Source organism: Roseomonas sp. GC11, from assembly GCF_024437745.1.
Lineage (GTDB): Bacteria > Pseudomonadota > Alphaproteobacteria > Acetobacterales > Acetobacteraceae > Pseudoroseomonas.
In genome coordinates, this window is sequence record NZ_JANFNY010000022.1 from 52,831 (window position 1) to 66,093 (window position 13,263).

A 13,263-nucleotide genomic window follows, 5' to 3' on the forward strand; every position below is an offset into this window, starting at 1 on the left:
GTCAGGCGGCCTTTCGCACGGGTTCGGCGAGGCCGGTGCCGGGGGCCATCTCGCCCTGTGCCACATGGCAGGCGACGCGGCGGCCATCGGGGCGCAGCTTCAGGGTGGGGCTGTCCACGGCGCAGCGCGGGCCGGCCACGGGGCAGCGCGGATGAAAGGCGCAGCCGGCGGGGCGGGCGGCCGGGTTGGGCGGGTCCCCCTGCAGCACGATGCGCTGCCCGCGCCGCGCGGGGTCCGGGATGGCGGAGACGAGGGCCCGGGCATAGGGGTGCGCGGGGTCGTGCAGCACCGCGTCCGGCTCGCCTTCCTCGACGATGCGGCCGAGATACATGACGGCGACGCGGTGGCTCATCTGCCGCACCGCGCGCAGATCGTGACTGATGAAGAGGAGGGCGACGCCGCGCCGCTCCTGGATCTCGGCCAGCAGGTTCATGACCTGGGCCTGGATGGAGACGTCGAGCGCGCTGATCGGCTCGTCGCAGACCAGCAAAGCGGGGTCGGTGGCCAGGGCGCGGGCGAGCACGGCGCGCTGCCGCTGCCCGCCGGAGAGTTCATGCGGGTAGCGCGCGGCCTGGTCGGGCCGCAGGCCGACGCCGCGCAGCAGCTCGGCCACGCGCTCCGGCGTGTCCGGCAGGCCGTGGATGGTGAGCGGCTCGGCCACCTGGGCGCCGATGGTCAGGCGGCGGTCCAGCGCGCCGAGCGGGTCCTGGAAGACCATCTGCATGCGCGCGCGCAGGCTGCGCCAGGGGCGGCTGCCGGGTGGCGGCATGGGCGCGCCGGCGAAGGTCACGCGGCCTTCATCCGGCGCCTCCAGCCCCAGCACCATGCGGCCGGTGGTGGATTTTCCGCAGCCGGATTCACCGACGAGGCCGAGCGTGCGGCCCGGCTCCAGGGTGAGGGAAACGCCATCGACGGCGCGCAGCTCGACGCTGTGGCCCAGCCAGCCGCGCCGCTGGTGATAGCGGCGGACGAGGCCCTCGGCTTGCAGGAGGGGGGCGGTCATGCCGGGAGAAGCTCCGGGGCGGGGCGGCACAGGGCCGGGCGGCTGGGCTGGAAGCAGGCGGCGCGGTGATGCGGCGCGAGGTCTTCCAGCGCGGGGATGGCGGCCCCGCAGGCGGCGCTGGCGCGCGGGCAGCGGGGGGCGAAGGCGCAGCCGGGCGGCATGGCCCAGGGCTCCGGCACGCCGCCGGGAATGGCGGCCAGCGGGCGGCGCGGCCCGTGCATCGGCGGCAGGGCGGCGAGCAGCCCCTGCGCGTAAGGGTGCGCGGGGGTGGCGAAAAGCTGCTCCGCGCGCGTCTCCTCGACGATGCGGCCGGCATACATGACGCAGACCCGCTCACAGGTTTCGGCGACGACGCCGAGGTCGTGGCTGACCAGCACCAGCGCCATGCCGGTCTCGCGCCGGATTTCTGTCAGCAGTTCCAGGATCTGCGCCTGGATGGTGACGTCGAGCGCCGTGGTCGGCTCATCGGCGACCAGGAGTTCCGGCTGGCCGGCGAGCGCCATGGCGATCATCACGCGCTGGTTCTGCCCGCCGGAGAGTTCATGCGGATAGGCGTCGAGGCGCCGCCGCGCATCGGGCATGCCGACGCGGTCGAGCAGGCGGCGGGCCTCCTCGCGCGCCGCCGTGGCGTCCAGGCCGCGATGCAGGCGCAGCGCCTCGGTGATCTGCCGGCCGATGCGGTGGACGGGGTTCAGGCTGCTCGCCGGGTCCTGGAAGATCATGGCGATGCGGCCGCCGCGCACCGCGTCCAGCCGCGCGGCCGGGGCGCCGAGGAGTTCCTCGCCGCCCAGCCGCACGCTGCCGCTCACCCTGGCCTTGCCCGGCAGCAGCCCGAGCGCCGCCAGCCAGGTGACCGACTTGCCGCAGCCGGACTCGCCCACCAGCGCCAGGCTCTCGCCGGGGCGGATGGCGAGGTCCACGCCGCGCAGCGCCGGCACGCCGTCGAAGGCGACGTGCAGGCCGCGGATCTCGACCAGGGCCTCGCGCATGGCCTCAGGATTTCCAGTTGCCGGCGCGGAAATCCATGGCGAAGGCGGGGGCCGCCTTCCACGGCGTGCCGCGGCGCAGCGCGGTGAAGGTCGCGTTCTGGTGCAGCACGGTGTAGGCGGGGTCCTCGCGCTCGCAGATTTCCAGCATGCGGCGGAAGACCTGCCTGCGGCGGGCGCGGTCCGTGCTGGTCTCCAGCTCGGTGGAGAGGCGGTTCATTTCCTCGTTGGTCCATTCGCCCACCTGCTGCTGCTGGCCGTTCGGCCCGTGCTGGTTGACGATGGAGGAGACGGGGTCGTTGAAGGGCGCGCTGTTCGACCAGTCGCGCACCGCCCGGCCCGGCTCGCGGGAGAGGATCTGCGACCAGTTCTCCTTCATCTCGATCTGCACGTTGAGGCCGACCTGCTTCCACATCTCCACCAGGACCTGCGCCGTCGGCGTCTGGTTGGTGTAGTAGTTGTTGAGCAGGCGGTAGGGGATGGCATCGCCCCTGTAGCCGGCTTCCTTCAGCAGGCGGCGCGCCTCGGCGGGGTCGTATTTCGGCACATCCCAGTCGGAGACGAACATGTCGCCGTAATAGTCCCACTGCAGGCCCTTTGGCACCACGGTGCGGCCGGCCCAGAGGCTCTCGACGATCGCCTGGCGGTCGATGGCGTGGGTGAAGGCGCGGCGCACCCGCGCATCGGTGAGCTGCGGATGCGTCTTGTCGAAGCAGGTCAGGCGGTGGTTCAGGATGGTGCCGCCCTGCACCTCATAGCGGCGGTCGCGCTCGATATCGGCGATCTGGTCGGGCGGGATGTCGCAGGCGAACTGCACCTCGCCCGAGCGCAGCATGTTGATGCGCGCCGAGACCTCCGGCACCTCGATGAAGCGGATTTCCTTCAGCGGCGGGCGGCCGCCCCAGTATTCGTCATGCGCGACCAGACGGAGAGATTGATCGGGGCGGAACTCGGCCACCTTGTAGGGGCCGGTGAGGATGGGCCGGCGCGCCCAGTCGAACCAGGTCTCGCTCTCGATATAGCCGCGCTTGCTGATGATCTGCGCGCCGTAGCGGGAGAGGCGGCCCTCCAGCGTCACATCCGGCGTCGCGTTGTGGAAGCGCACCGTGTATTTGTCGACGATCTCGACCCGCTCCAGCGCGGGGAAGGAGCGGCGGGAAACGGCGGGCACCTCGGCCGGCAGGTCGCGGCCGGCGCGGGTGGGGATGCGGTCGCCGCTGATCTGGATGGTGCGGCCCTGCGCGGTGGGCAGGGTGTCGCCGAACATGCGCTCCGGCCCGAAGGTGAAGGCCACGTCCTCGGCCGTCATCTCATCGCCATTGTGGAACTTCACGCCCTGGCGCAGCGACATCTCGATGACATTGTCGCTGAGGCGGCGCCAGGAGGTGGCGAGTTCCGGCACGGCCTTCAGACCGCCCAGCCAGTCGCGCCCGATCAGCCCTTCCCAGAGGGAGGAGAAGAGCACGCGCTCGCCCACATTGGACTGCTCGCGCAGAACTTCCAGCGTGTTGGAGTTGCTGATCTTCTGCACGGCGATGCTGATGGAGGGGCGGCTGTCGCCCAGTGGTCCCCCTTGTGCCCCCCCTTGGGCGATGGCGAAGCGCGGCAGGGCCGCGGTGCCGAGCGCCCCGGTGGCGCCCAGCAGAAGGGAACGGCGGTTCGCAATCATCGGCTGCGCTCCTCAAGGCCACGCGGGGTGGCGCGGAAATGGGTCAGGGTGCGTTCGGCATGGCGCATGCGGTGCGACAGCGCCTTCTGTGCGTAGCGGGCGACGACCTCCGCATGGGCGGGGTCCTGCGCCAGGTTCTCGAATTGCTGCGGGTCGCGCCGCAGGTCGAAGAGCAGTGGCGGCAGGCCGGAGAAATGGACGTATTTCCACGCCTCGTCCTGCACGACGCAGAGCGCGGCGTCATCCATCGCCACCCCCAGCGCCGTCTCCGGCTGGGAATAGTGGATGTCGCGGAAATCATATTCGTAGAAGAGATGCTCGCGCCAATCGGCCGGCGTCTCCCCCCGCAGCAGCGGCAGGACGGAGCGGCCATCGCAGGCGCGCGGTGCCTCGCCGCCCAGCCATTCCAGGATGGTGGGCAGCACGTCCACGCTCTCGGTGAAGGCGCCCTCGATGCGGCCGGCGCTGTCCGGGCTCGCCGGGTCCTTCACCACCAGCGGAATGCGGAAGCTCTCGTCGTGGTAGCCGATCTTGCCGAGCAGGTAGTGGTCGCCGAGCTGCTCGCCATGGTCGGAGGTGAAGATGATCAGCGTGTCATCCCACTGCCCCGTCTGGTCGAGATGCTCGAAGACTTTTCCGAGGGCGTCATCGACCTCGGTGATGAGGCCGGCATAGGTGGCGCGCATCTGGCGGATGGCGGCCTCGTCCATCTCCGTGGCCGCGCCGCCGGCGCCGTGGAAGAAGGAGCCCTGGCTGATGCCGCGCAGGTAGAAATCCAGCAGCGGGTGCTGGGCCGCCTCCTCCTGCCAGGTCGGGCGGCGGTGGAGGGCGGGCATCTGCGCCGGGCTGTACATCGTGTTGTAGGGCTCGGGCGCGATGAAGGGCGGGTGCGGGCGCCAGTAGCCAAGATGCAGGAACCAGGGCCTGTCGCCCTTGCCCTTCAGGTAGGTCAGGGCGCGCTCGGTGAAATAGGCGGTGTCCGAGAGTTCGGCGGGGATGCGGCAGGGGCGGTCCGTCGCGCCGGGGACCGCCTCCTCGCCGGCGGGCAGCCAGATGTTTTCCCGCTTCTCCGGCAGAGCATAGCCCTTCTGGGCGAGCCAGCCGAAATAGCCGTCCATGCTGGGCTCGAAGGCGCCGACGGCGCGGAAGCCCTCCATCAGGTCGCCCAGCGTGGTGAAGCGCGGGTCGCGCGGGCCGGTGGTGCGCGGGTCCGGGGTGGAGGTGGTGTAGCCGATCAGCGCCGGGTCATAGCCGATCTGGCGCAGCGCCTTGCCGAGGTTCATGTGGCGCGCATCCAGCGGCACGGTGTTCTGCACCGCCCGGTGGTTCATCAGGTAGAGGCCGGTGAGCAGGCTGGCCCGTGCCGGGCCGCAGGGCACGGTGGTGGTCACATGGTTGCGGAAGGTCACGCCCTCGCGGCAGAGGCGGTCCAGGTTGGGGGTGCGCAGGAAATCCGCCCCCAGCACGGGCATGAAGTCCGCCCGCCATTGATCGACCACGATGAGCAGAACATTCTTGCGACGCGCCATGGTCCCATTGGTCCATTCACAATCCTGGCGCGACCGCTTAGCCGCCGGGGGCGTCAGGCGGATGACGGAACGGTTTCGTTGCGGTGACAGTGGCGGCCCCGCCCCGGCTTGACGAAAGCACGGGAGGGAACGACACAATGCCGCATTGCACGCCCATCAAGGGGGAATGCCCATGCCGCATGACGGCCACCATCACGACAGCCTGCCGCCCTCCGTGCCGGAGGATGGCTGGAAGCACACGGGGGTGCGGGTGATCCCCGCCAACAGCCTGGACCCCAACACGGCGAGCACGCCCGGCATGAACCGCGCCGCCGCCATCAATGCCGCGCGCGTCGGCGCGCAGAAGATCTGGGCCGGCACGGTGCATATCCATGCCAATGCCAAGACTGGCGCGCACCATCACGGCCCGCTGGAGAGCGTGATCTATGTGGTGAAGGGCCGCGCCCGCATGCGCTGGGGCGAGAAGCTGGAATATGTGGCCGAGGCCGGCCCCGGCGACTTCATCTACGTGCCCCCCTATGTCCCGCACCAGGAGATCAACGCCTCGACGGATGAGACGCTGGAATGCGTCCTGGTCCGCAGCGACAACGAGGCCGTGGTCGTCAACCTCGACATCGAGCCGGCGGAGAAGCCGGAGAACGTCGCCTGGGTGGACCCCATCCACAAGGCGCCCTGACAGAAGAAGATGAGGGGGTGCGGGGGAGAATTCTTTCTCCCCCCCGCTTTCTTGCCTTTTCCCCTGCCCGCCGCCACATGCATCACATGATACCGCTAATCGCCACCCTCACCCTGAACCCGACCATCGACCTGGCCTGTGAGGCCGCGGAGGTGCGCCCGGTGCGCAAGATCCGCACGACGGCGGAGCGGGCGGACCCGGGCGGGGGCGGCATCAATGTCGCGCGGGTGGTGCAGGAGCTGGGCGGCGAGACGCTGGCGATCTTCCTGGCGGGCGGCGTCACTGGCCGCTTCCTGGAGGAATTGCTGGACGAGATCGCCCTGCCGCGGCGCAGCCTGCCGATTGCGGGGCGGACGCGCATCAGCCAGACGGTGCTGGACCGCAGCCGGGGCGAGGAATTCCGCTTCGTGGCGGAGGGCCCCGAGGTGGCGGAGGCCGAATGGCAGGCCGTGCTGCGGGCTCTGGAAGTCCTTCCCCCCGGCAGCTGGCTGGTGGCCAGCGGCAGCCTGCCGCGCGGCGTTCCCGAGGATATCTATGGCCGCATCGGCGACCTCGCGCGGCGGCGCGGTCTGCGGCTGGTGCTGGACAGTTCCGGCCCTGCCCTGCGCGCCGGCCTCGGCCATGGGGCGGAGCTGATCAAGCCCAGCCTGGGCGAGTTCGAGGCCCTGGTGGGCCGCCCCCTGGGCGCGCCCGGCGCGCTGGAGGAGGCCGCCTCCGCCCTGGTGGCCGGGGGCGCCGCCCGGCGCATCGCGGTGACGCTGGGGCAGGATGGCGCCCTGCTGGCCCATGCCGGGGGCACGCTGCGCCTGCCTGCCCTGCCGGTGACGGTGCGCGGCGCGGTGGGGGCGGGGGATAGTTTCGTGGCGGCCATGGTGCTGGCCCTGGCCCGCGGCGCGGCGGAGGCGGATGCCTTCGCCTGGGGTGTCGCGGCGGGGGCGGCGGCGGTCTCGCAGGCTGGCACGGCGCACCCGGCGCGGGCGGATGTGGCGGCCCTGCGCGCCCGCCTTGCCCCGCCGCCGGGCTGAGATCACAAAACCGTCGCCGGCCCTGCTGGCGCGGGGTGGGCTTCGCGATATTTACGAAATCGTGTATGTATCTGTACCGCCGATACATCGGCGGCGTGTTCTTCCTCCCTTTTTATCATAAGGCCGAGCTGTGCGGTTTCTCAGCGCTTTGTTGCGGCGGACCGCCGCCCGGCCCAGGCCCCGCCTCGCCACGGTGATCGCCGAGCGGGACCGGCTGCACGCGCTGATCAACGGCCATGCCGACATCATCTGGGAGGTGGATGCGCAATGCCGCCACACCTATGTCTCCTCCCAGGTGGAGACGCTGCTCGGCTACACGCCGGCGCAGATGGTCGGGCGCACCCTGTTCGACTTCATGCCGCCGGAGGAGGCCGCGCGCATCAGCGTGCTGGCGGCGGAGGTGATGCTGCGCAAGCAGCCGCTGGTGGGCATGATCAGCTGCTGCCAGCGGTCTGACGGCCGGCTGCTGACGGTGGAGACGAACGGGCTGCCGCTGCTCGATGCGCAGGGGCAGGTGGTCGGCTATCGCGGCGTGACGCGCGACGTGACGGAGCGGGAGGAGCAGGCGGCGCGCATCGCCTGGCTGGCCCGCCATGACGGGCTGACCGGCCTCGCCAACCGCATGGAGCTGCATGCCCGGGTGGAGGAGCGGCTGGGCCGCCAGCAGCCGCTCGGCCTGCTGATGCTGGACCTCGATTTCTTCAAGGATGTGAACGACCGGCTGGGCCATACCAGTGGCGATGCCCTGTTGCGGCTGGTGGCGCAGCGCCTCCGCCAGCATGTGCCGGCGGGCAGCCACGCCGCCCGGCTGGGGGGTGATGAATTCGCCGTGCTGCTGGCGGTGGAGGATGCGGCGCAGGCCGAGGCGCAGGCCCGGCGGCTGGCCCAGGCCTTGTGCGAGCCCTATCCCCTGGAGGGGCGGCGCGTGGTGGTGGGGGCGAGCGCCGGGCTGGCGCTGGCGCCGCGCCATGCGGTGGGGGTGGCCGGGCTGATGCATTGCGCCGACCTTGCCCTGCTGAACGCCAAGCAGGAGGGGCGGGGGGAATTCCGCGTCTACGGCCCTGGCCTGGAGGCGCGCCAGCGCACGGATGAGGCGATGGAGGCCGCCCTGCGCCAGGCCATCGCGCAGGAGCAGGTGGCCCTGCTCTACCACCCGGTGCGGGCGCTGGCGGGGGGGCAGGTGCAGGGCTGCCTGGCCCTGCCGCGCTGGCGGCACCCGCGCCAGGGCGAGATCCCGGCCGAGTCCTTCCTGGCGCTGGCCGAGCGCAGCGGGCTGGTCCTGCCCCTTGGGGCGCAGTGGCTGCGCCGTGCCTGCGCCGCGGCCGGGCGCTGGCCGGAGGCGTGGCGGGTGACGGTGCCCGTCACGGCCGTGCAGTTGCGCGACCCCGGCTTCCCGGATCTGGTCGCGCAGATCCTGGCGGAGACCCGGCTTTCCCCGGCCCGGCTGGAAGTGGCGGTGTGCGAGGCCGCTCTCGGCGCCACCTTCGGAGCCCATATGAGCCCCCCCTTGGGCACCGCCCCGCCGGCCGCACCGGGGAGTGCCCCAGGGAATGTGCCTGGGAACGCGCCGCGGGGCGGCATGCCGCGTGCGCTGCGCAAGCTGCGGGAGCTTGGCGTCTCCCTGGCGCTGTACCAGTTCGGCGAGGAGGGGATGGCGCTGGCGCATCTGGCCCGCTTCGCCTTTGGCCGCCTCTGGCTCTCCGCCTCCCTGGTGGAGCGGCTGCCGGAGGAGCCGGCGGCGGGGCTGGTGGCGGCGGCGGCCCTGCTGGCCCGGCGGCTGGGCATGGAGGTGGTGGCGGCCGGCGTGGAGCGCCCCGCCCAGCTTGAGGCGCTGCGGGAGGCCGGATGCGCGGCCGTGCTGGGCCCGCTGGCTGGCGCCTCCCTGCCGGAGGAAGCCCTGCCCGCCGCCCTGATGGCCGAAACCGCCGCCTTGCCTCCCTGACCCTTGTCTTCCTGATCCTGGCCTTCGTTGGCCCCGGCCTTCCCGGCAGGGCCTTCCGCTGGCTTTTTCTCCGGCGGAGGATCCGCGAGGGATTTTTTGGCCTTGCCAGGCGGCGGGCTTGCCGATGCGGGTTGCCTCGGCAAGCCCGCCAACGCAGCAAGGGCGCAAAAGACCCGCGGAACCGACCCGCACGGTCTTCTCAAGCGGTCTCTAAAACGCCAGGTCATTCTCCGCGCCATCCAGCAGGGCGCGCAGCAGCCCCCGCCGGGTATTCTCGACATGGGCGGCCATTTCGCGGCGTGCCGCCTCGGCATCCCCCCCGCGCAGGGCGGCGAGGATGGAAAAATGCTCGGAATTGGTCTTCACCTCCACCTCGCGCCCCTTCCGGCCCAGGTGGAAATAGCGTTCCCCCTCCTCCAGATGGGCACGGATCAGCGCGGTGAGGCGCGGATTGCAGGCGGCCTCGGCCACGGCCATGTGGAAGGCGTGGTTGGCGTCGAACACGCCCTGCGCCCCGCCCGGCGTGGAGGAAGCATGGGCCAGCGCTTCCAGCCGCGCCGCCACCTCCTCCGTCAGCCGGCGGGCGGCGGCGCTGGCGGCGGCGCCTTCCAGCGCGGCGCGCACGGCGAAGAGGTCGTTGATCGCCGGCACCGTCACCGGCGTCACGCGGTAGCCGCGGCGCGGATAGGCGCCGACCAGCCCTTCCACCGCCAGACGCGCCAGGGCCTCGCGCACCGGCGTCTTGCTCATGCCCAGGCGCTCGGCCAGTTCGGGCTCCGACACCTCGGTGCCCCCCGGCATCTCCCCGGTGATGATCGCGCGGCGCAGCACGGCATAGGCCTGCTCGGCCAGCGAGGCATCGGCCTTGCGGCGGGCGGGGGGGAGGTCCGGCGGTGCGGTGCTGGTCATGGGCCCTCTCGGCCGGTTGTTGGTGGCTTGCGCGGGCGTAGCATATCACGAAATATACCAATTCCAACGCCAGCCCGGCGCCCCGGCCGCAGGATAGGACCATGCCTTTCGATTTCGACAGCCTGCCCGCGCCGCGCGGCCATGGCGGCAACAAATGGGACCGCTATCCGGAGGATGTGATCCCCCTCTGGGTCGCCGCCATGGATTTCCCGGCGCCGCCCGCCGTCCTGGCGGCGCTGCGCGGCCGGCTGGACCACCCGGTGCTCGACTACGGCTCCGCCACCCCGGCGCTGCGCGAGGCCATCCTGGCCCACCTCGAAACCCGCTATGGCTGGCGGGTGGAGGCGGAGGCGCTGGTCTTCCTCCCCGGCGTCGAGCCCGGCTTCAACATGGCCCTGCGCGCCTTCCTCCAGCCAGGGGAGGGGGTGATGGTGCAGACCCCCGCCTACCGCCCCATGCTGGCGGCGCCGGGCCATTGGGGGCTGCGGCGCCTCGACCTGCCCCTCTCCCCCGCCACGGGCGGCCATGCGCCGGACATGGACGCCTTCCGCGCCGCCGCGGCGGAGGCGCGGGCCTTCCTGCTCTGCAACCCGCACAACCCGCTGGGCACCGCCTTCACCGCCGCCGAGCTTGGCGCCATGGCCGAGGCCTGCCTGGCGCGCGATGTGCTGATCATCTCCGACGAGATCCACGCCGATCTCCTCTTCGACGGGCGGCGGCACGTGCCGGTGGCCAGCCTCGCGCCCGAGATCGCGCGGCGCAGCATCACGCTGATGTCGGCCAGCAAGGGCTACAACATCGCCGGGCTGAAGGCCGCCTTCGCCGTGGTGCCCGACCCGGAACTGCGCGCCCGCTTCCAGGCCACGCGGCTCGGCATGGTGGACAGCGTCAATGTGCTCGGCCTCGCCGCCATGCGGGGCGCCTATGCCGGCGGGCTGCCCTGGCTGGAGGCGGTGCTGCCCTACCTCCAGGCCAACCGCGACCACCTGGTGCGGCGTGTGGCGCGCGACCTGCCGGGCCTCACCATGCAGGGCCCGGATGGCACCTTCCTCGCCTGGCTGGATGCGCGCGGCAGCGGCCTCGCCGATCCGGCCACGCATTTCCTGGAGACGGCCCGCGTGGCGCTGAGCGATGGCGCCGAATTCGGCGCCCCCGGCTTTCTGCGGCTGAATTTCGGCTGCGCCCGCGCCACGCTGGATGCCGCGCTGGACCGCATGGCGGCAAGCCTGCCCCCGAGCCCGGTGCCATGAACGCCGCCGCGCCGCTGCTGGAGGTCGAGGATCTGCGCGTGCAGTTCCACACGCCGCGCGGCCCGGCGCGCGCGGTGGATGGCGTGGATCTCGTGCTGCGCGCGGGCGAGGTGGTGGCGCTGCTCGGCGAGTCCGGCTGCGGCAAGAGCGTCACCTCCCTGGCGCTGATGGGGCTGCTGCCAGAGGGGCCGCATCTGCGGCGCGGCGGGCGCATCCGCTTCCGCGGCGAGGATCTGGAGGCCATGCCCCCGGCCCGGCGGCGCGCCCTGCGCGGCGGCGCCATGGCGATGATCTTCCAGGAGCCGATGTCCGCCCTCAACCCGGTGATGCCGGTGGGGGCGCAGATCGCCGAGGCGCTGGCCTGCCACGGCCTGGCGCGCGGCCGCGCCGCCCGCACGCGCGCCGTGCAGCTGCTGCGCGAGGTCGGCCTCTCCGAGCCGGAGCGGCGCGCCGCCAGCTATCCGCATGAACTCTCCGGCGGGCAGTGCCAGCGCGTGATGATCGCCATGGCCCTGGCCTGCGACCCGGAACTGCTGATCGCCGATGAGCCGACCACCGCGCTCGATGTCACCATCCAGAAGCAGATCATGGCGCTGATCCGCGAGTTGCGGCAGCGGCGCGGCACGGCGGTGCTGCTGATCACGCACGACCTCGGCGTCGTGGCGGAGAATGCCGACCGCGTCGCCGTCATGTACACCGGGCGGGTGGTGGAAGAGGCCCCGGCCGCCACGCTGTTCGACGCGCCGGGCCACCCCTATACGCGCGGCCTGCTGGAATCCATGCCGGCGATGGAGAGCGAGGGCGGCGCGCTGCCCGCCATTCCCGGGCAGGTGCCGGATCTCGCGGCGCTGCCGCCGGGGTGCAGCTTCGCCCCGCGCTGCCCGCGCGCCAGCGCCCGCTGCACCGCCGAGGCCCCGCCGCGCCAGGAGATCGGCCCGGGCCGCGCCCTGCGCTGCTGGCACCCGCTGGTGGAGGCCATGGCATGAGCGCCGCGCCCCCGCCGCTGCTGCGCGTCGAGAACCTCGCCAAGCATTACCGCCTGCCGCCCGCCCGCCTCTTCGGCCCGCCGCGCTGGCTGCGCGCGCTGGAGGATGTCAGCTTCGATCTGGCGGAGGGTGAGACGCTCGGCCTCGTCGGGGAATCGGGCAGCGGCAAATCGACCACCGGCCGCGCCATCCTGCGCCTGATCGAGCCGAGCGCGGGCCGCGTCCTCTACCGGGGCGAGGCGATTTCCGCCCTGCCGCCGGCGCGTTTCCGCCCCTACCGGCGGAAATTGCAGATGATCTTCCAGGACCCCGCCGGCTCCCTCAACCCCGCCTACAGCGTGGCCGAGCTGATCGAGGAGCCGATGATCGTCCACGGCGAGCCGGCCGGCCGCGCCGAGCGGCGCGCGCGCGTGGCGGCGCTGCTGGAGCAGGTGGGGCTCGACCCGCGCCACGCCGCGCGCTACCCGCATGAATTCTCGGGCGGGCAGCGCCAGCGCATCGGCATCGCCCGCGCCCTGGCCGTGCGCGCGCGGCTGATCGTGGCGGATGAACCCGTCTCGGCGCTCGATGTCTCGGTGCAGGCGCAGGTGCTGAACCTGATGCAGGCGCTGAAGGAACAGCATGGCCTGTCCTACCTGTTCATCGCGCATGACCTCGCCGTGGTGAAGCATATGAGCCAGCGCGTGGCGGTGATGTATCTCGGCCGCATCGTGGAGATGGCGCCCGCCGCCGCGCTCCACCGCCGCGCCGCGCACCCCTATACCCGCGCCCTGCTGACCGCCGTGCCGCGCAGGGGTGGGGCAGGGACGCCGCCTCTCCAGGGCGAGATCCCAAGCCCCGTGGCGCCGCCGCCTGGCTGCGCCTTCCAGACGCGCTGCCCGGCCCGGCAGGCGCTCTGCACACGCGAGGCGCCCGCCCTGCGTGAGATCGCGGCCGGGCACAGCGTGGCCTGTCATTTTTCAGGATAGAAAGAACAAGACGTTCTTTTTTGAAAAAAAGAACCAAAAAACTTTTTCAGTTTGGCGTCCCGCTGTGCCGGGAGACGGCGGCAGCCTGAAAAAATTAAGGCCTGTTAGAGCTTGATCCAGTCTGCGGTGGCTGCGAGGCAGAGGATGCCGAGGAATGATCGGGCGGTCTTCTCGTAGCGGGTGGCGACGGCGCGCCACTCTTTCAGGCGCGCCCACAGGTTCTCCACCCGCGATCGGTTGTTGTAGATCCAGGCGGGACAGGCGACCGGGGCATCCGTGCGCCTGGGCGGAATGGCGGGTCGGGCACCCATATCCCAGAT

The 13,263-nt window shown here is 71.9% G+C and carries 12 protein-coding genes; 6 read left to right on the forward strand and 6 right to left on the reverse strand.

What is annotated here, in order from left to right:
* Position 1 precedes the first annotated feature (1 nt).
* From NON00_RS09190 to pehA, 4 genes are read right to left on the reverse strand one after another with little or no spacing between them, the layout of a single operon-like run.
* Positions 2-1,003 (reverse strand): ABC transporter ATP-binding protein, encoded by a 1,002-nt coding sequence (locus NON00_RS09190; RefSeq protein ID WP_256020024.1) that lies wholly within the window; start codon positions 1,001-1,003, stop codon positions 2-4.
* Complete coding sequence (locus NON00_RS09195) at positions 1,000-1,992, reverse strand: ABC transporter ATP-binding protein (RefSeq protein WP_256020025.1); 993 nt, start codon at positions 1,990-1,992, stop codon at positions 1,000-1,002. The genes NON00_RS09190 and NON00_RS09195 overlap by 4 nt, the downstream gene beginning before the upstream one ends.
* Before the next feature lie 4 nt (positions 1,993-1,996).
* Entirely contained in the window at positions 1,997-3,658 is a 1,662-nt protein-coding gene (locus tag NON00_RS09200; protein ID WP_256020026.1) for an ABC transporter substrate-binding protein, read from the reverse strand.
* Complete coding sequence (gene pehA, locus NON00_RS09205) at positions 3,655-5,187, reverse strand: phosphoric/sulfuric ester hydrolase PehA (RefSeq protein WP_256020027.1); 1,533 nt, start codon at positions 5,185-5,187, stop codon at positions 3,655-3,657. The genes NON00_RS09200 and pehA overlap by 4 nt, the downstream gene beginning before the upstream one ends.
* A gap of 172 nt (positions 5,188-5,359) precedes the next feature.
* Here pehA and NON00_RS09210 point away from each other — a divergent pair, with 172 nt between their 5' ends.
* The 3 genes from NON00_RS09210 (at position 5,360) to NON00_RS09220 (ending at position 8,830) form a co-directional block, all read left to right on the forward strand.
* The gene (locus NON00_RS09210) at positions 5,360-5,863 is read left to right on the forward strand and encodes a cupin domain-containing protein (protein WP_256020028.1); all 504 of its coding nucleotides are present in this window, start codon (positions 5,360-5,362) and stop codon (positions 5,861-5,863) included.
* Between the two features lie 86 nt (positions 5,864-5,949).
* Positions 5,950-6,888 (forward strand): 1-phosphofructokinase family hexose kinase, encoded by a 939-nt coding sequence (locus tag NON00_RS09215; RefSeq protein WP_256020029.1) that lies wholly within the window; start codon positions 5,950-5,952, stop codon positions 6,886-6,888.
* A gap of 130 nt (positions 6,889-7,018) precedes the next feature.
* Positions 7,019-8,830 (forward strand): EAL domain-containing protein, encoded by a 1,812-nt coding sequence (locus NON00_RS09220; protein ID WP_256020030.1) that lies wholly within the window; start codon positions 7,019-7,021, stop codon positions 8,828-8,830.
* Positions 8,831-9,040: 210 nt separating this feature from the next.
* Here the strand turns inward: NON00_RS09220 and NON00_RS09225 are convergent, their stop codons facing one another.
* Positions 9,041-9,739, reverse strand: coding sequence for a GntR family transcriptional regulator (locus NON00_RS09225; protein WP_256020031.1), 699 nt, complete (start codon positions 9,737-9,739; stop codon positions 9,041-9,043).
* A gap of 101 nt (positions 9,740-9,840) precedes the next feature.
* Here NON00_RS09225 and NON00_RS09230 point away from each other — a divergent pair, with 101 nt between their 5' ends.
* Genes NON00_RS09230 through NON00_RS09240 form a run of 3 tightly spaced genes read left to right on the forward strand, consistent with a single transcriptional unit; the run spans position 9,841 to position 12,943 of the window.
* A complete protein-coding gene (locus NON00_RS09230) occupies positions 9,841-10,989 on the forward strand; it encodes a MalY/PatB family protein (protein ID WP_256020032.1) in 1,149 nt (382 codons plus the stop codon).
* On the forward strand, positions 10,986-11,975 hold the full coding sequence (locus tag NON00_RS09235; RefSeq protein WP_256020033.1) for an ABC transporter ATP-binding protein: 990 nt from the start codon (positions 10,986-10,988) through the stop codon (positions 11,973-11,975). The genes NON00_RS09230 and NON00_RS09235 overlap by 4 nt, the downstream gene beginning before the upstream one ends.
* A complete protein-coding gene (locus tag NON00_RS09240; protein WP_256020034.1) occupies positions 11,972-12,943 on the forward strand; it encodes an ABC transporter ATP-binding protein in 972 nt (323 codons plus the stop codon). Before NON00_RS09235 ends, NON00_RS09240 begins: the two co-directional genes overlap by 4 nt.
* A 104-nt stretch (positions 12,944-13,047) precedes the next feature.
* On the opposite strand, the gene NON00_RS09245 is transcribed toward NON00_RS09240, so the two are convergent.
* On the reverse strand, positions 13,048-13,263 hold a 216-nt coding region (locus NON00_RS09245; protein WP_256020035.1), incomplete at its 5' end, for a transposase.